Source organism: Halobium salinum (assembly GCF_026586625.1).
In the GTDB taxonomy this organism is placed as follows: Archaea; Halobacteriota; Halobacteria; order Halobacteriales; family Haloferacaceae; genus Halobium; species Halobium salinum.
In genome coordinates this window covers 374,996-391,702 of record NZ_JAODIW010000006.1, presented here as the reverse complement: position 1 = coordinate 391,702, position 16,707 = coordinate 374,996, and the positions used below count along the sequence as shown (strand labels likewise).

Below are 16,707 nucleotides of genomic sequence, written 5' to 3'. Positions count from 1 at the left end.
GGATGGGGTATTTCAGGGATTCGTCTCTATACGTTGTGTGGTGACTCGTGGCAGTTTTCGGTTGGTGAGTGGTACCGCGGATTCGTCGTCACGGTGACCTTCGAAAGCGCCCGGCCACTTTCGGAGCCCCACCCGACCGTCCGCACAGCCCTCGTACCTCCCCAGCCTCCGAGCGCCGACACGGAGGTCGGCCGCGGTCCCCTGGCGCGACGGGCCGCGACACGAGGTCGCGGCGGCGCGCGCCGAGCGCCGTTCATCGGCGCGAGCAGTCGTGCGAGGGGCGACTGAGCGACCGGAGGGAGCGAAGGAGTCGGCTGGGGAGGGCGAGGCGCGGTTGCGGTGCTGGCCTGGCGGACTTGCAAAGGGCGAGAGCGTAAGAGGTTTGCTGGGTCACGGAATCGGCGGTGCCGGCGGGAACACTACGTCTTCGGGCACCGTCACACTCACCGAACAACAAGAATCGACCCGCAACCTTTTGCCCGAGGCCGCGATAGCGAGGCGTAACACGCATGGGTACGGAAGGGGGAGCCGCGTCCGAGTCCGAGACGGAAGCCGAGCGCACAGACGAATCCTCGGACGCGAACCGCGAACTCACCGACATCAAGGGTGTCGGCGAGAAGACCGCCGAGTCCCTCGCCGCGCTCGGCGACGCCCGCGAGGCCCTCGAGACGGGCGACGTAGCCCGTCTCGCCCGCGCCCCGGGCATCACCGAGGGCCGAGCCGCGGCCATCGCCCGCGCCGCCGTCCGCGACCGCCACGGCGACGACGGCTCCTTCCTCGCCACCGACCGCGCGCGCGAAATCTACCGCGACGCGCTCGCGCTCCTCCAGTCCCGCACCCGCACCGACTACGCCGCGAAGCGCCTCGAAACACTGTTTCCGACCGCCTCGGCGGACAGAATCGAGGAGGTCCGCGAGTTCGCCGCAGGGGCGATGGAGCGCGACCCCGACCCTGCGGTCCTCGGCGCACTGGACGGCGTCTCACCCCTCGACTCCCCCTCGGTCGGCCGGGTCCGCGAGCGCTGTCTCGCCACCGCCGACGCCGAGGTGTACGCCGAGGCGAAGCAGGCGATTCCCGAACTCTCCGTCGAAGTCGTGGAGGACAACCGCGACGTGGCCGAACTCGCGCGCTCGTACTCCACCGTCGTCGTCCTCGACGAGGAGTTCGCCGGCCTCGACGTGGAGGGGGACGTGCAGGTCGTCCCCGACGCGCTCGAACGGCCGGGCGAAGTCGTCCCCGAGCGCCTGCTCGCCTTCTTCGCCGGCAACCGCGAGCGCCTGCTCGCCGCCCTCGACGTCCACGAGGCCGCCGGGATGGAACCGGCCTGCGACCCCGAGGCGCTCCGGGACGCCCTCTCCCGTGTCGACGACGACGGCACCGTCCTCGGCGACGACGAACTCGACCGTCTCGCCGCGGCCGCCGACGACGTGGACGCCGCCGCCTCGACCGCCGAGTCCGCCGCCAACGACCACCTTCGGGACGCCATCCGCGAGCGCGACGTGACCATCGAAGGCACCGACTTCCTCTCGCTGGTTGAGCAGGGTGCCCGCGTCGACTCCCTGCTCTCCCGCGAGCTCTCGGACGACTACGACGAGGCCCTCACAACCGCCCGCGAGCACGTCGTCGACACGCTCGACCTGAAGCCCGAGGAGGCCGACCTCGCCGAGCGCACCTTCGGCGGCGAGCCAACGTTCCCGGTCGAGCGAAACGGGGAGGCCGTCTCCCGTCTGCGCACGGAACTCGTGGCCGCTCGCGACCGCCGCGCCGCCCGCCTGAAGAGCGAACTCGCCGCCGACCTGCTCGACCTCCGGGAGCCGGTCGAGGACCTCGTCCGCGACGCGCTCGAACTCGACGTGGAACTCGCGATTTCGCGCTTCGCCCGCGACTTCGACTGCGTCCTCCCGGAGTTCCTCGACGGCGACGACGCCGGCTTCACCATCGAGGGCGGGCGCTCACCCCTCCTCGACGTCGACTTCGACGAAGTCGACCCCGTCGACTACTCCGTCTCGGGGGTCACCCTCCTCTCCGGGGTGAACTCCGGCGGGAAGACATCTACCCTCGACCTCGTCGGCCTCGTCGTCGTCCTCGCCCAGATGGGGCTCCCCGTCCCCGCCGAGCGCGTCGAACTGCGCCGCTTCGAGGAACTCCACTACTACGCCAAATCGCAGGGGACGCTCGACGCCGGCGCCTTCGAGGCCACCCTCCGGGACTTCGCGGCGCTCACCGAGGGCGCGGGCAACCGCCTCGTACTCGTCGACGAACTTGAGTCCATCACGGAGCCGGGTGCGTCGGCGAAAATCATCGCCGGCATCCTCGAAGAACTCGACGGCCAGGGCGCGACGGCGGTGTTCGTCTCCCACCTCGCGGGGGGTATTAGGGAGGCCGCCGACGTCGACGTCGCTGTCGACGGCATCGAAGCGGTGGGGCTCGAAGACGGCGAGTTGCAGGTGAACCGCTCGCCCGTGAAGGACCACCTCGCGCGCTCGACCCCGGAGCTCATCGTCGAGAAGCTGGCGGGGGAGTCGAACGGGTCGGGCGGTGGCTCCAAGAGCGGGGCCGACGACGGCGACGGACGGGTCGGCTTCTACGACCGCCTGCTCGGGAAGTTCTGAGCGAGGCGGTGGGGGAGACGGGGTCGGCGGGTGGGAGTCGACGGACGGGCAGGTGGGGGTCGGTGAGCCGCGGACAAGGGCGGTGAGCCGCCGTCACGACGACTGTGCCCCGAACCGACCGCGAACCGCCCCGAGCCCGCGCCACAGCGCGACGCCGGCGGCGAACCCGACCGTCCCGACGACGAGTGCGGCGAGAGAGAACACCACGAACGCCGTGGGCTGGAAGAGGTACTCGACCTGCCCGGCGAGCGACCGAGACGAGAGCCCGAAGAGCGCCCAGTCGGCGTGGAACCCGTACAGCGGCGCGAGGACGGCGAGCCAGCCGAACGTCAGCCCGCCACCACGGTACCCGACGAGCCCCGCCGTGACGAAACCGACGAGCGTCGCGTGCCACGGGAGGAACACCACCCCGCCGGAGACGGCGAAGGCGCCGGCGACGTAGGCGACGAACGTCAGGACGCCGACCGCGGCCGCGAGGAGGGCGTCGAGTCGACGACCGAACCGGTCCTCGACGGGTCCGAGGAGGACGGCTCTGGCGGTGGAGCGCGAGCGCGCGGAAGGGACCATGCGAACACGTCTCCGTCCCGTCACAAGTAGGTTCGGACGGCGTCGGTGGTGTCGCCGAACTCACCGCCGCGACAGCGCCACCAGCACCGCCGGGCCGAGGACGACCGCGACGCCGGCGACGACCCACGGGCCGGGCGAGGCGAACAGGAGCCCGAATCCGGCGACGGCGACGCCGAGAAGCGCCCCGAGTCCGACCAGCAGGCGGGCGGCCCGCGGACGGGGACGAAGCCCCCGCGTCGTCGCGTAGATGCCGCCGGCGAGAAAGACGAGCAGGGCGTCGAGCGCGGCGACGAGGACGACCGTCGTCCCGGCCGCGCCGTCGTAGAACGCGCTGGCGACGACGAGAGCGAACGCGAGCAGCGCGGCCGCGACGAGCGTTGTCAGTACGGCGACCTTCCCCGGCGGGAACCCGTACCGGCGCCGCCCGTAGGCGACGTGGTACGCCGTCGCCGCGAACGCGACGACGAGCGCGAGAAACAGCGCGACGAAGAAGCGGAGCGGAATCGCCTCCGCCGACCCCACGTCGAGCGCCAGCGCGAGCAGGGTGAGCCCCGCGAGTCCGAGCCCTCCCTTCAGGACGATTCCCGGCGGGAGCACCCCCGTCGGGTCCTCGGAGTGGTAGACGGCGTAGACGAAGAGGGGGAGCGACACCGCCAGCGCGAGGAACGTCGTGGTGACGGGGTCGTCGGTGAGAGCGAGCCCGCTGCCGAGCACGGCGAGACCGAGGAAGGCCCCGAGCACGAGGGCGAGCTCGGGAGCGCGTTCTGCCATACCCGAGGCTTCGACGCGGCGGGCTAAGGGGTTGTGTTTCGTCATGACGCGAATCGGCAAAAGAGCGGTCAGCCGAGGACGTAGTCGAGGGCCGGGTAGCGCTCGACCAGGGGCTCGCCGTCGACCTGGTACCGCTCGACGAGTGCGTCGAGGCCGAGGATGCGGCCCGCGCCGAACGCCGCGAGGGCGAGGAAGACGAGCAGGTACGCGAAGTCGCCGTTGATGAGGCCGTGCTCGACGCTCCAGTTCCCGAAGTAGAACAGGAACATCATGAGGGCGCCGAAGAACGCCGCCAGCCGGGTCAGCAGGCCGACCAGCAGGCCGAGGCCGATGGCGACCTGGCCGAACGGGACGGCGACGTCGACGAACGCGACGAACCAGGGGGTCGACCCCATCCAGGTGTACAGCCCGAGGAGCGGGCTGGCCTCGTTGACGCCGTACAGCAGGTACCCCTGCGCGCTGAACGGCTCGGGACCGAGAAGCTTCGACAGGCCCGCGTTGAGGAACGCGACCCCCATCATGAGACGTAGCGCGAGGACGAACCACGCGCTGAGGCTGTGGGCGCGTCCGGTGACGGTCAGTCCGCCGAGGCGGCTCTCGAACGTGTTGGGTGCGTTGATGCTCATTGTCTTCACCTTACGAGTGGACGAACGGCGGGAGACCGCGTATAAAGGGGGGCTGATTCCACGGGAGTGAGAACGGCAGGGGACCGGCCCTCACTCGGGAATCCGTGCCGGCTCGAACTCGTGTAGACCGAAGTACGTCAGCAACACCGCGCCGAACCCGACCCCCACGAGGGCGAACTGGACCAGCGCGCCTAGGACCGGAACGGTGCCGAGCAGTTCGAGCGCGAGCAGGAACACGGCGGCCCCGAGTGCGGAGGCCGCGTCGACACGCTCGACCGGGAGCCGGCGTCCGAGGAGGTAGCCGTACACCGCGAAGCTGTAGCCGAGCACCACGACCAGCCCGGCGAGTCCGAGGACGCTCACCGGGAGGAGAATCAGCGTGAACGCCATGTAGACGAACAGCACGAGCAGCGTCGCGCCGGCCAACAGGCCGACGACGCCGCTGACGAGACCGTGGTTGACGACCGAGTCGCCGACCGTCGCGAGCGCCCGGGGACGGCGGCGGCTCAACCACGCGGTCAGCGCGGCCAGTGCGAGCGCCTGCGCCGCGAGGAAGCCGTAGCGGACGGCCGGCGACCGACCCGCCGGCGTCGGTTCGACCCGTCGCAGGTCGCCGACCGTGGCGCCGTCGGCAACGGTGGCCCCGCCGGCGACGGCGTCGAGCCGTCCCGTGACGACGGCCCCGTCTGTCACCGAGGCGGTCCCGGAGAGCACCGTCACGTCGCCCCTGACGCGTCCGTCGACGACTAACGCACCGCCGATGACGTACAGTTGCCCCTCGACGGTCGTCCCGGCCGGGACCGTGACCTCCCCGCCCCCGACGACGAGCGCGTCGTCGACCGCGGTGACCGGGTGCGTCCCCTCGAACACGACCTCCATCCGCTCTACGTCCCCGCCGCTCGCGGAGAGCAGCAACAGGACGACGACGAGCAACGGGATAATCTCGGTCGAGACCGTCACGGCGACCCCTCCCGGCCCGTTCGGGCCACCTGCACCGTTCGGCGGGCGTACAGCGCGACCGCGAGCCCGAAGACGAGCAGCAACGCGAGCGCCTGGACGAGGTTGAGGTGGGTGAGCAACGGGACGGCCGCCCCGTCGAGGTACAGCGCGGCGGCGGTGCTACAGAACGTCGCGAGCCAGCCGGCCATCCCGACGCCGACGGCGGTTCGGGTGCCGACCGTCTCCGCCGTGGAGAGGTCCGGCCACAGCGCGAAGTTCAGCGTCGTGTAGACACTCACCGTGAGCGAGTAGAACGCCGGGTTGAGCACCGACCCCGAGCCGACGCCCGACGCCGGAAGCCACGCGGCGAGACGGAGGTCGGACGTGTAGAACACGTAGGTGACGCTGAAGAGGGCGAACACCCACAGGAACAGCCACTCCAGGTCGAAGTTGACGTAGAGAACGCCCGCGACGACCGCGCCGACGACGTGGGCGGCGGCGATGAGCAGTCGCGTCTCCATCGACGGCGACTGCCACGCGGTGAGGATGAGCGCCGGCGTCTCGATGATGCGGAGAAAGCCGAGGCTGTCGACGAAGAATACGCCGAACATGAGCATGACGGGGGCCAGAAACCCGACGCTACGGGTCTCGACGGGTGACTCGCGACAGAACCGCCCGGTGCCGTGCCGTCGGTGCCGACCCGAGAGGTCGTCAAGGAGCCGCTCGACCGGTCGGACGCGGCCCGAGACCAACAGTCCGAGGACGAGTACGCCCGGTACCATCGCGACCACCATGAGCCGACTAAACGCGTCGATGGACCACTCGACCGGGTAGGCGTTCGCCGCGCCGTAGGTTATCGCGGTGATGACCGCGGCGACCGGGCCACGGTCGGGGACCGGCACGCAGTCGATGGCCAGACTGAACGACGCCGGGAACCCGACGCCGAGGGCGACCGATGCGGCGAGAATCCACGCAGCGAAGGCCGGCACGGTCCGGACGGTCGGCGCGGCCAGCGTCAACGCCAGTTGAACGACGACGACGAGAAAGAGAACGCGCAGTTTCGCCCGGAGGTTCGTGCTCCAACCGCGTCGGTCCATCAGGACGCCGAATCCGACCGCGACGACGAACGTGAGCAGCGCGAGCACCGCCATCCAGACGGAGACGGCCGCCCGCGACATGCCGACGAGGCGGACCCCGAGGTCGATGAGGCCGAGTTGGACGAACGTGACGTTGTAGTAGTAGCCGGCAGTCATCAGCGCGACGAACAGCAGGAGACCGAATGCGGCCCCCCAGTCGCGTCGTTGCAGGTGGTCGTACGGGGTCATCGTCTCCTCCGCGAGGTCCCGCCGCCGGGGGATATCCCGTTGCGCGCCGGGACGGCACTCCACGGTGCGGTCGCCTTCACGGTACGTGTTACCTTCACAATACGCGTGGCCTTCACAGTATGCGTCGCCTTCACGGTGCGTGTCACCGAGTCGTATCGGCTCGACCCGGTCGGGGTCTTTCCCCGACTGCGGCGTCCCGTCATCGCTTTACGCGCCTCGCGTCTACCACGGCCCATGCGAATCGAGTACGACCGGGACACCTGCATCGGGATGTTCCAGTGTGTCGACGAGTGGGAGGCGTTCGAGAAGAACCTGGACGACGGGAAGGCCGACCTCGTCGGCGCCGAGGAGCGCGAGGAGGGCGTGTTCGTCCTCGAAGTACCCGAGGGCGAGGAGTTCGAGGCGGAGTTCGCCGCGCGGACCTGCCCCGTCGACGCCATCCGGTTGTACGACGACGACGGCGAGCAGGTCGTCTGATACCGTCGGCTGTACCCGTTCGGAGCGTCTCGACACCCCGAGGTGCTGGGGAATTCCACGAACGAACGGCCGACAGCGTGAGGGGCCCTCTCCGAGTCGGTCCGGCCGACGCGTGGCGGACACGACGGTCCCAGCGACGCGTGGCGACCGCGCCAAGCCCTCGCGTGGCAGTAACCGTTATGTGGGTCCATAGGGATACAACGGACCGAGGCCCAACCATGTCATCCCCTCACCTCCCCAGCGGACCCTCGGAGAAGCGCCTGGCCGAGTGGGCGACCGTCATCGGCGGCAACGTCCCGGAAGCCGACAGGACACGGGACGCACCCGACGGCACCGACAGCGCCTCGTGACCGCCCGCGCGGTCGTCCGATTACGGCGTCCGAGCACCGCTTCTCGCCCCTCTCGGAGCGCCGGTCGTCCTCCACGTTCACTTTCACCGCGCTCTGCGAACCCTTAACCGAGGGGCCGCCTAACCCGACGCAAATGGCGGCCACGCAGGACGTCGCGTACGTCGACCACCCGCTACTCGTCCCCGAGTTCATCGAGCGCCGGCTCTACCAGATTCGCCTCGCCGGCGCGGCCCGCGACAACCACACCCTCGTCTGTCTCCCGACCGGCCTCGGCAAGACGACGGTGAGCCTGCTCGTCACGGCCGAGCGCCTCCACGAGGTCGGCGGCAAGTCGCTCTTTCTCGCCCCGACCAAACCCCTGGTGCAGCAGCACGCCGAGTTCTACCGCGAGGCGCTCTCGATTCCGGACGAGGAGATAGTGGTGTTCACCGGCGAGGTGAGCCCGGACGACCGCGCCGAACTGTGGGAGTCCGCCCGAATCGTCATCGCCACGCCCCAGGTCGTCGAGAACGACCTCGTCGGCAACCGCGTCTCCCTGCGGGACGTGACCCACCTCACCTTCGACGAGTGCCACCGCGCCACCGGCGACTACGCCTACGTGTACATCGCGGAGCGCTACCACGAGGACGCCACCGACCCGCTCGTCACGGGGATGTCCGCCTCCCCCGGCGGCGAGGAGGAGGCCATCCTGGACGTATGTGAGAACCTCGGCCTCCGCGAAGTGGAGGTGATGACCGAGGAGGACGCCGACGTGGAGGAGTACACCCACGACACCGAAGTCAGGTGGGAGCGCATCGACCTCCCCGACGAGATTCTCGAGATTCGCGACGCGCTCAACGACGTCATCACCGACCGCCTGGAGAAACTGAAGCAGTTGGGCGTGACGCGGACGACGAACCCCGACGTCTCCCAGAAACAGCTCAACGGGATGCGCGCGGAGCTCCAGAAGATGATGAACAACGACCAGTCGAAGGGGTACAAGGGGATGTCCACCCACGCCGAGGTGATGAAGCTCCGGCGGGCCGTCGAACTGGTCGAGACGCAGTCCGTTGAGTCGGTCCGCCGGTACTTCGAGCGCCAGCGAAACGCCGCGCGCTCCTCCGGCGCCTCCAAGGCCAGCCAGCGCCTCGTCGCCGAACCGAAGGTCAGGAAGGCGATGAACATGGCCGAATCCTTCGACACGCTCCACCCGAAGTTCTCGAAGACGCGCATCCTGCTCGCCGAGACGCTGGGCATCAACGAGGGCGAGCGCGTCATCGTGTTCACGGAGTCCCGCGACACCGCCGAGGCGCTCGTCGACTTCCTCTCGCAGTCGTTCTCGGTCCACAAGTTCGTCGGCCAGGGTGACAAGGAGGGCTCCGACGGGATGACGCAGAAGCAACAGCAGGAGACCCTCGACGCCTTCCGCAACGGGGAGTTCGAGGTGTTGGTGTCGACTTCCGTCGCCGAAGAGGGGCTCGACGTGCCCGAGGTCGACCTCGTCCTCTTCTACGAGCCGGTGCCGACGGCCATCCGTTCCATCCAGCGCAAAGGTCGGACCGGGCGACAGGACGAAGGGAAGGTCGTCGTCCTGCTCGCGGAGGACACCCGCGACGAGGCGTACTTCTGGATATCCCGCCGCCGGGAGAAGGAGATGGAGAAGGAGCTTCGGAAGCTGAAGGGCGTCGCCGCGGAGATGGAAGAGGAACTCGACGACTCCCAGCGTAGTCTGGGTGACTACGGGGGCGGCGGGGACGGCGACGGCGACGGTGCGGAGAGCGGCGAAACGCGCGACGCACGGCTCGAAGGCGCGCTCGAAGACTACGGTGAGGAGACGGAGGACACCGAGGACGACGCGGCCGACGCGGCCGCGAGCGACGATGGACCCGACGCCGAGACCGACGCCGACGACGGCGCCGAAATCGGCGACGGCGACGAGGAACCCGAAGGCGTGGTCGCGACCGCCGGCGTCGACTCGGTCGCAGACGGTGACGACGGCGACGAGAACGAGGAACTCGTCGAAATCGTCGTCGACCAGCGCGAGATGGACGCGAACATCGCGAAGGAGCTCTCGCGGCGCGAGGGCGTTCGGACGCGGCTGGAGACGCTCGCCGTCGGCGACTACGTCCTCTCGGACCGCGTGGCCGTCGAGCGCAAGTCCGTCGCCGACTTCGTCGACACGCTCGTCGGCGGCGACCGCTCGCTGTTCGAGCAGGTGCGGGACCTCTCGCGACACTACGCCCGGCCGGTCGTGATACTCGAGGGTGAGGGGTTGTACGAGGAGCGCAACGTCCACCCCAACGCCGTCCGTGGAGCCATCGCAAGCCTCGCCGTCGACTACGGCGTGAGCGTCCTGCGAAGCGAGAGCGAGGCCGACACGACCGAACTGCTCGAAGTCATCGCCTCCCGCGAGCAGACCACCCGAGACCGCGAGGTGAGCGTCCACGGCGAGAAGTCCTCGAAGACCCTCGGCGAGCAACAGGAGTACGTCGTCGGCGCAATCGCCGACATCGGTCCCGTCACCGCGCGGGCGCTCTTAGAAGAGTTCGGGAGCGTCGAGGCGGTGATGACCGCCCGGAAGGAGGACCTACTGGAGGTTCGGGGCGTCGGCGAGGTGACCGCCGAGCGCATCAGGGAAGTCGTCGGCGGCGACTACTGACCACGGCTCACCGAGCGGTCGGCGCGGCCGACGGCAGCGTCGTCGTTCGGGGGGAGCCGAGAGCGCCGACCGCGGCGGCGACGCCGGTCCGCTCCGACGCCGACTCGACCGCTCCCGACCCCGGCGTCGTCTCCTGGTAGCTCTGGAAACGCACGCGGACCGTGACGGGTCGCGTGGCGTCCTCGGCGATGGCTCCCTGGAGCGCCGCCGAGAGGTCGGGGTACTCGGTGCCGGCAGCGCGACCGACGACGACCGTCACCGTGTCCGGCTCGGCGGGCGCGACGAGGCGCGCCTCGTAGTCGGTCTGTACGTCGACGAGTTCGAGCGACGCGTAGGGCTCCTCCGTGAGCACCTCGTCGACGTTCTGGTTGACCGTCTCGACGAGGACGAAGTACTGGTACGTGCTCACCAGCGAGCCGACGAGCAGGACGAGGACGACGGCACCGAGGGCGGCGTACGCGACGGTGCCGACGTCGAACCGGAGATAGTCCCGGAGCCGAGCCGAGGCGGGCGACCGGTAGCCGAACAGGGTGAGGGCGACGAACGCCGAGACGTTGATGAGCAGGATGTTCATCAGGAGGAGGACGACCGCACCCAGCGCGAGCATCGGCTTCACCCAGACGACGCCGAGACCGACGGCCGACCCGGCGGGGACGATGGCCGCCGCGACCGCGACGCCTGCGAGCGACACCGAGAGGTCCGTCGCGAGCGCGAGCGCCCCCGCCGCTCCGGCGAAGACCGCGATGACGAAGGTGAGGACGATGGGGATGGAGAAGGCGCTCACCTGCGAGATGTTCTCGATGGCGAGGCGGGTGGGGACGAGGCGGCCGTACCGGAACACGAACGCCGCCGCGGTCGCGCTCGTCACGACGACGACCAGCCCGACGAGCTGTGACCGGAGGCTGTCGAGGACCGACTCGTAATCCCCGATGACGACGCCGACGCTCGCCGAGAGCGCGGAGCCGGCGAACGGGGAGATGACCATCGCGCCGACGATGACGATGGCCGAGTTGAGGATGAGTCCGGCGGCGGCGACGATGGCACTCAGCGCCGCGAAGGTGACGAACATCGGCCGGCTGGGCGTCACCTCCCGGGCGTTCGTCCGCAGCGTCGCGTGTGAGAGGCCGACCTCGTCGTCCGGGCCCTGCGTGTACTGGCTCTCGAGTTCGTCCAGCGAGGGGGTCGTCGCCGACTGGATGTCCGTGATGACGGTGAAGGCGTCCTCGTGGAGCCCCTCCGACTGGAGGCGGTCGAGCACCTTCTCGACCGCTCCGTCGGGTAGCGGGAAGTAGACGATGACCGCGTCGCTGTCGCCGCCCTCGTCGGCGACGACGTGCTCGATGTTCTCCTCATCGAGCGTCTCGAGGACGCGCTCCCGCGCCTCCTTGGAAACGCGTGTCTGTACGAGGCGCATACGCCACGTTCTCACACCCGCCGAATGAAGGCGGTGGCCGTCCGTGGACCGGGAGTGGCTGCTGAAGGGAGTCGAGCGCCCGCCGCGGGAGCCACGACACATATCACGCCGGCCGGTGAAGCGGAGTGCTATGGAGTTGTTAGAGCCGCTCAGGGAGCGGCCGACGACGAGCGACGCGCTGCTCTCGACGGGGCGGACGCTGAGCCTCCTCGTCCTGCTCGTGCTGCTCGCGTGGGGGACGGGCCAGCCCTTCCTCTTTCCGAGCCTCGGACCGTCCGCGTACGCGCTGGCGGTAACGCCGTCGGCGGCGACGAGCAGGTGGCAGCGCGCCGTCGGCGGCCACCTGTTCGGCGTGCTCGCCGGACTCCTCGCCTACCACACCATCGCACCGGGGCTGTCTGTGACTGACATCCCGCCGGCGCTGTCGATGCCGGGGCTGCAGCTCGTCGGCTCCGGCTTCGTCGCCGTCGGACTGACGACCGTCGCGATGCTCCGAACCGACCTCCGGCACGCCCCCGCGTGTGCGACCACGCTCATCGTCGGCCTGGGGCTGCTCACTAGCCTGTGGGAGGCGGGCATCATCATGTTCGCCATCTGCGTGCTCGCCGTCGCCGACCACCTCATCCCGACGACCGGGGTCGACGAGCCGCCGCAGTAGGTCGTGGCTGGGACGACGGAACCGTCCGGCGCCACTCCTCGACGGCGTGCGCCGCTGAACCGACGGCGAGGGAAGTCGCCTCCGACCGGAGGACGGCCTCGGCGGCGAGAATCACCGGACGACCTGCGGGGAGCGGAGACCGGGGCGGGCGAGGATGGGGGGTCTACCGTCTGAGTGCCGCGAGCGTCTCCGCGGCCTCGCGAGCGGCGGTCAGGAGTTCGGTCGCGCGCCGGGGGTCGTCTGCGCGCTCCGCCGCCGCGGAGTAGCGGGTCACGACACGTCGGAGCGAAGCCCGTGCGGCGTCGAGGTCGTCGCCGGCCCCCGACGGCGCGGCGTCGGACGCCGGAGCGTGGTCGGGGACGGTGGTACCGTTCGGCGCGGACGAGTCCGCGTCGGCCGGGTCCGCCCGCCCCGCGTTCTGTGGGTGGGGTGCGGACGCCACCTCCCCGTTGGCGCTCGCGGACCGGGGCGACGCGGGCCGGGAGTCGGCGGTGTTGGTAGCGTCGGCGGCGTCGGCGGCGTCGGTGGGGGACCCGGCAGCCTCGTCGGGGGTCGCCGTCGTCGCCGACGCGGCCTCGGCGTCGGTGGTGGCCCCTGCGTTCCCGGCGTCGCCTGCGCTCTCGCCCTGCTGTGCCGCCTCGGCGGCCTCGGCGTTCACCTGCGCGTTCTGGCAGGTGGGGCAGAACTCCTGGCCCTGGTAGCGGAAGATGGGGTCGCCGCAGGCGTTGCAGTGGCTGTTCGTCATCGTCGCGCCCTTGAGGAGGAGTTCGGACATGCGCTGGGTGGACTTTCGCTTCTCCTCGTCGCGCGCGAACTTCTCTCGGAGTTTCTCCCGCTCGGCCTCCTTGTCGAAGTCGCTCATGCCCGAGAGATGGGCGTTCGACGTGAAAAAGGGGACGGAGCGGAGGAGGGTCGCCGAGGGCCGACCGCCGGCGACTCACTCGTCGAGCGGGACCCCGTGGTGCTCGTAGAACGTCTCCGGCGAGTCGGGGATGCGCTCGAAGGGGCCGAAGTCTCGCTCGTGGTGGCGGATTATCTGTTCGACGATCCAGGCGGAGAACGTCTCGTCGAAACACCACTGACCCTCCGGGCACGGAACCTCGAAGCGCTCGTCGGTCGCGAAGGCGACGTAGACGTGGTAGAATCCGAGGATGACGTCGGCGAACTCGCGGGCCTTCGACCCGCTCTCGACGCGCTTCTCGGCCAGTTCGTCGCGGCCCTCGTCGGTGAGTTCGAAGTACTTCCGGTCGGGCTCGTCCTCGCGCTCGATGCGCCGGGCCCACTCTTTCTCCTCGAACTTGTAGAGGATGGGGTACACCGAGCCGTAGGAGGGCTCCCAGTGGCCGCCGCTCAGCGCCTCGATCTCCTTGAGAATCTCGTAGCCGTAGCGAGGCTTCTCGTCCAGCAGTTCGAGGACGAGATACGAGATAAGCCCCTTCGGCGGGCCGCTTTTCCGCATCACGTCTGACTGCGGCGGGACCGCGGGAAAGCGTTGTGATGCGTCCGCGTCGCCGACGGAGACACGCGAGACAGGAGGGCATCACGTCGACCGTTCTCCCCACCGACCGTCCCTCATGTCGACCCGTCACCCAGCGCCGTGTTCACCCCTGCTGATGAGCGTCGACGTCGACGTCCTTCGGCTCGCCGCCTCTGACGGCCTGTCCGTAGTTCAGGAGTGCGACGAACACGGCCCCGCCGACGACGTTGCCGAGCGTCGTCCAGCCGAGGAAGTGGGCGTACTCGGCGACGGTCACCCCCTGTCCGAGAAACAGCGCCGCGAGCACCTCGGTGGAGCCGAGCAGACAGTGATGAAACGGGCCGAAGCCGATGCCGGCGGTGATGACCCAGACGAAGAGGAACTGTGCCACGGTGTTGCGGGCGGCGGCGATGAGCCACGTCACCATCCCCATGAGCCAGCCGGCGACGACGCCGCTGAGGAGCACCGTGAGGGAGCCGAGCCCGACGAGCTTCCCGGCGAGCGACCCGACGGCGGCCGGGTCGACGACTCCCATCGCCGGGCCGACGACCGCCATCAGCGCCGCGAACGCCGCACAGCCGACGAGGTTGGAGCCGAACACGACGCCCCACAATCGGCCGAGGTCGGCGAGGCTCCCCCGCCCGTCGAGCAGCGGGAGGATGCCCATCGTGGTGTGCGCGGTGAACAGTTCGGTCTGGCCCAGGACGACGAGGACGAACCCGATGGCCGACGCGTTCGCCAGCACGACGTGTTCGACGAGTCCCGACTCGAAGCCGCCGGCGAACGTCAGCGCCATCGCCATGAACAGCGCGCCGAAACTCACGTTGAGCCCGGCCGAGAACCCCGAGAGGGCAAGCCCCGAGGTCGGCCGGTCGAACTCCCGGAGCGCGCTCTCCATCTCCGTCTCCAGGATGCTCGTATAGGCCAAGGTCTCGCTGGGGTCGCTCTCCTGGGACACACACCGACTCGTCACGGAACTGTGATGAGTGTGCGGGCCGGTAGCAGACGACGGAGCGGCCGACCGCCGACGGCGTCGACGCCGGACGAACCGACGGGACAACGCAAGCCCCTTGACCGGCCCACGCCAAGCGGTTCGCATGGTCGAACCTCCGCAGACCGACGAGGGGTGGTACGCGCTGCACGACTTCCGGCGGGTCGACTGGGACGCGTGGCGCGACGCCCCCGAGCGGGAACGCGCACGGGCCGTCGAAGAGGGTACCGCGTTCCTCCAGTCACACGAGGCCGTCGCCGACGCCGAGGAGGGCGCCACCGCCGTCTTCTCGATTCTCGGGCACAAGGCCGACGTCCTCGTCCTCCACTTCCGGCCGACGCTCGACGCCCTCTCGGCGGCCGAACGGCGCTTCGAGGGGACCGCACTCGCCGGCTTCACCGAGCGGGCGGACTCCTACGTCTCCGTCACCGAGGTGTCGGGGTACGTCTCCGACGACTACTTTGAGGGGAACGAGGAGGAGCTGGACGAGGGACTCCGTCGATACATCGAGGGGAAGCTCGAACCCGACATCCCCGACGACGAGTACGTCTCCTTCTACCCGATGAGCAAGCGCCGCGGCGAGGAGCACAACTGGTACGACCTCTCCTTCGAGGAGCGCGCCGACCTAATGTCCGGTCACGGCGAGGTGGGCCGGGAGTTCGCCGGGCGCATCAAACAGGTCATCGCCTCCTCCGTCGGCTTCGACGACTTCGAGTGGGGGGTCACCCTGTTCGGCGCCGACCCCGCCGATATCAAGGACATCGTCTACGAGATGCGCTTCGACGAGGCCTCCTCGAAGTACGGCGAGTTCGGCGAGTTCTACGTCGGCCGACGCTTCCCGCCGACGGACCTCGGCGCGTACCTCGCCGGCGAGCCGGTGCCGACGGGCGAACACAGTGCGAACGAGGCGAGTCCGAGCCCGCACGGCGAGGCGGCACACGCACACGGCGAGCACGCCGCCCACGGCGAAGGCGGGCACGCCCACGACGACGCCGCGGGCCACCCACACGGCGGGGGCCACGGCGAGGACGGCGACGGTGACGACGACGGCGGACACCACGAGCACGGCGACGGTGACGGCGGCGCCGACGAGGACATCCGCGGCGAACTCGCGGACCTCGACATCTACGCCGGGAAACCCCACGGCGAGGACGTGTACGCCACCGTTCTCTACTCGGAGGCCAACCCCGACGCGCTCTGGGAGGAGGTCGAGGGGCTCCGGGGCAACTTCGAACACTACGGCTCGCACGTGAAGACGGCCGTCTACGAGGGACGAGCGACCGACCGAGCCGCCGTCGTCAGCATCTGGGAGACGGCGAGCGCCGCCGACACCGCCGCCGGCTTCCTCTCCGAACTCCCCGACATCGTCTCCCGCGCCGGCGAGGAGTCGGGCTTCGGGACGATGGGGATGTTCTACACCGTCAAGCCCGAGCACCAGGGCGACTTCGTCGAGAAGTTCGACGTCGTCGGCGAACTCCTCGAGGACATGGAGGGTCACCACGAGACCGACCTGATGGTGAACCGTGAGGACGAGAACGACATGTTCATCGCCAGCCAGTGGCGCTCGAAGGAGGACGCGATGGGCTTCTTCCGCTCGGACGCCTTCCGTGACACCGTCTCGTGGGGCCGGGACGTGCTCGCGGACCGCCCGCGGCACGTCTTCCTCGCGTAGGTCGTCGAACCACGAGTGAGGGTCGGGCCGAACGGACGGCCTTTCTGATCCGCGTTTTTCGAGGAAGGGGTCGCGAGCGTCAGCGATCGACCAAGGGAGACGGGTTTCTGCTGTGCGGTTCCCGCGAGTTTCCTGAACCGCGAGCGAGGGCGAAGCCCGAGCGAGCGGCCTTTTTCATCGACCTTTTTCG

At 69.6% G+C, this 16,707-nt stretch carries 15 protein-coding genes; 6 read left to right on the top strand and 9 right to left on the bottom strand.

What is annotated here, in order from left to right:
- Nucleotides 1-509 precede the first annotated feature (509 nt).
- Nucleotides 510-2,612 carry a MutS-related protein gene (locus N5095_RS05335; protein ID WP_267621701.1) on the top strand — a complete coding sequence of 701 codons (2,103 nt, stop codon included), beginning with the start codon at nt 510-512 and terminating at the stop codon, nt 2,610-2,612.
- A 93-nt stretch (nt 2,613-2,705) separates the two neighbouring features.
- Here the strand turns inward: N5095_RS05335 and N5095_RS05330 are convergent, their stop codons facing one another.
- The 5 genes from N5095_RS05330 to N5095_RS05310 all read right to left on the bottom strand — a co-directional run bounded on the left by N5095_RS05330 (nt 2,706) and on the right by N5095_RS05310 (nt 6,840).
- Nucleotides 2,706-3,179: a hypothetical protein gene (locus N5095_RS05330; protein ID WP_267621700.1), complete on the bottom strand. Its 474-nt coding sequence runs from the start codon at nt 3,177-3,179 to the stop codon at nt 2,706-2,708.
- A 60-nt stretch (nt 3,180-3,239) separates the two neighbouring features.
- Complete coding sequence (locus N5095_RS05325; protein ID WP_267621699.1) at nt 3,240-3,950, bottom strand: hypothetical protein; 711 nt, start codon at nt 3,948-3,950, stop codon at nt 3,240-3,242.
- Nucleotides 3,951-4,018: 68 nt separating this feature from the next.
- Nucleotides 4,019-4,576, bottom strand: a complete 558-nt coding sequence (locus N5095_RS05320) for a DoxX family protein (RefSeq protein ID WP_267621698.1) — start codon at nt 4,574-4,576, stop codon at nt 4,019-4,021.
- A 90-nt stretch (nt 4,577-4,666) separates the two neighbouring features.
- Complete coding sequence (locus N5095_RS05315) at nt 4,667-5,536, bottom strand: bactofilin family protein (protein WP_267621697.1); 870 nt, start codon at nt 5,534-5,536, stop codon at nt 4,667-4,669.
- Nucleotides 5,533-6,840 carry an MFS transporter gene (locus N5095_RS05310; protein WP_267621696.1) on the bottom strand — a complete coding sequence of 436 codons (1,308 nt, stop codon included), beginning with the start codon at nt 6,838-6,840 and terminating at the stop codon, nt 5,533-5,535. The genes N5095_RS05315 and N5095_RS05310 overlap by 4 nt, the downstream gene beginning before the upstream one ends.
- A 234-nt stretch (nt 6,841-7,074) precedes the next feature.
- Here N5095_RS05310 and N5095_RS05305 point away from each other — a divergent pair, with 234 nt between their 5' ends.
- The 3 genes from N5095_RS05305 (at nt 7,075) to N5095_RS05295 (ending at nt 10,305) form a co-directional block, all read left to right on the top strand.
- Complete coding sequence (locus N5095_RS05305; RefSeq protein WP_267621695.1) at nt 7,075-7,317, top strand: ferredoxin; 243 nt, start codon at nt 7,075-7,077, stop codon at nt 7,315-7,317.
- Nucleotides 7,318-7,535: 218 nt separating this feature from the next.
- A complete protein-coding gene (locus tag N5095_RS05300; RefSeq protein ID WP_267621694.1) occupies nt 7,536-7,667 on the top strand; it encodes a hypothetical protein in 132 nt (43 codons plus the stop codon).
- Between the two features lie 133 nt (nt 7,668-7,800).
- A complete protein-coding gene (locus N5095_RS05295; protein ID WP_267621693.1) occupies nt 7,801-10,305 on the top strand; it encodes a DEAD/DEAH box helicase in 2,505 nt (834 codons plus the stop codon).
- A 7-nt stretch (nt 10,306-10,312) separates the two neighbouring features.
- On the opposite strand, the gene N5095_RS05290 is transcribed toward N5095_RS05295, so the two are convergent.
- Nucleotides 10,313-11,719, bottom strand: coding sequence for a TIGR00341 family protein (locus N5095_RS05290; protein ID WP_267621692.1), 1,407 nt, complete (start codon nt 11,717-11,719; stop codon nt 10,313-10,315).
- A gap of 130 nt (nt 11,720-11,849) precedes the next feature.
- Between N5095_RS05290 and N5095_RS05285 the strand changes: the two genes are divergently transcribed.
- The gene (locus N5095_RS05285; RefSeq protein WP_267621691.1) at nt 11,850-12,377 is read left to right on the top strand and encodes an HPP family protein; all 528 of its coding nucleotides are present in this window, start codon (nt 11,850-11,852) and stop codon (nt 12,375-12,377) included.
- A 163-nt stretch (nt 12,378-12,540) separates the two neighbouring features.
- Here the strand turns inward: N5095_RS05285 and N5095_RS05280 are convergent, their stop codons facing one another.
- The 3 genes from N5095_RS05280 to N5095_RS05270 form a co-directional block, all read right to left on the bottom strand.
- On the bottom strand, nt 12,541-13,239 hold the full coding sequence (locus tag N5095_RS05280) for an Sjogren's syndrome/scleroderma autoantigen 1 family protein (RefSeq protein ID WP_267621690.1): 699 nt from the start codon (nt 13,237-13,239) through the stop codon (nt 12,541-12,543).
- A 75-nt stretch (nt 13,240-13,314) separates the two neighbouring features.
- Entirely contained in the window at nt 13,315-13,836 is a 522-nt protein-coding gene (locus tag N5095_RS05275; protein ID WP_267621689.1) for a PadR family transcriptional regulator, read from the bottom strand.
- A 142-nt stretch (nt 13,837-13,978) separates the two neighbouring features.
- Complete coding sequence (locus tag N5095_RS05270) at nt 13,979-14,752, bottom strand: formate/nitrite transporter family protein (protein ID WP_303651584.1); 774 nt, start codon at nt 14,750-14,752, stop codon at nt 13,979-13,981.
- Between the two features lie 199 nt (nt 14,753-14,951).
- Between N5095_RS05270 and N5095_RS05265 the strand changes: the two genes are divergently transcribed.
- The gene (locus tag N5095_RS05265) at nt 14,952-16,517 is read left to right on the top strand and encodes a heme-binding protein (RefSeq protein WP_267621687.1); all 1,566 of its coding nucleotides are present in this window, start codon (nt 14,952-14,954) and stop codon (nt 16,515-16,517) included.
- Nucleotides 16,518-16,707: the final 190 nt, after the last annotated feature.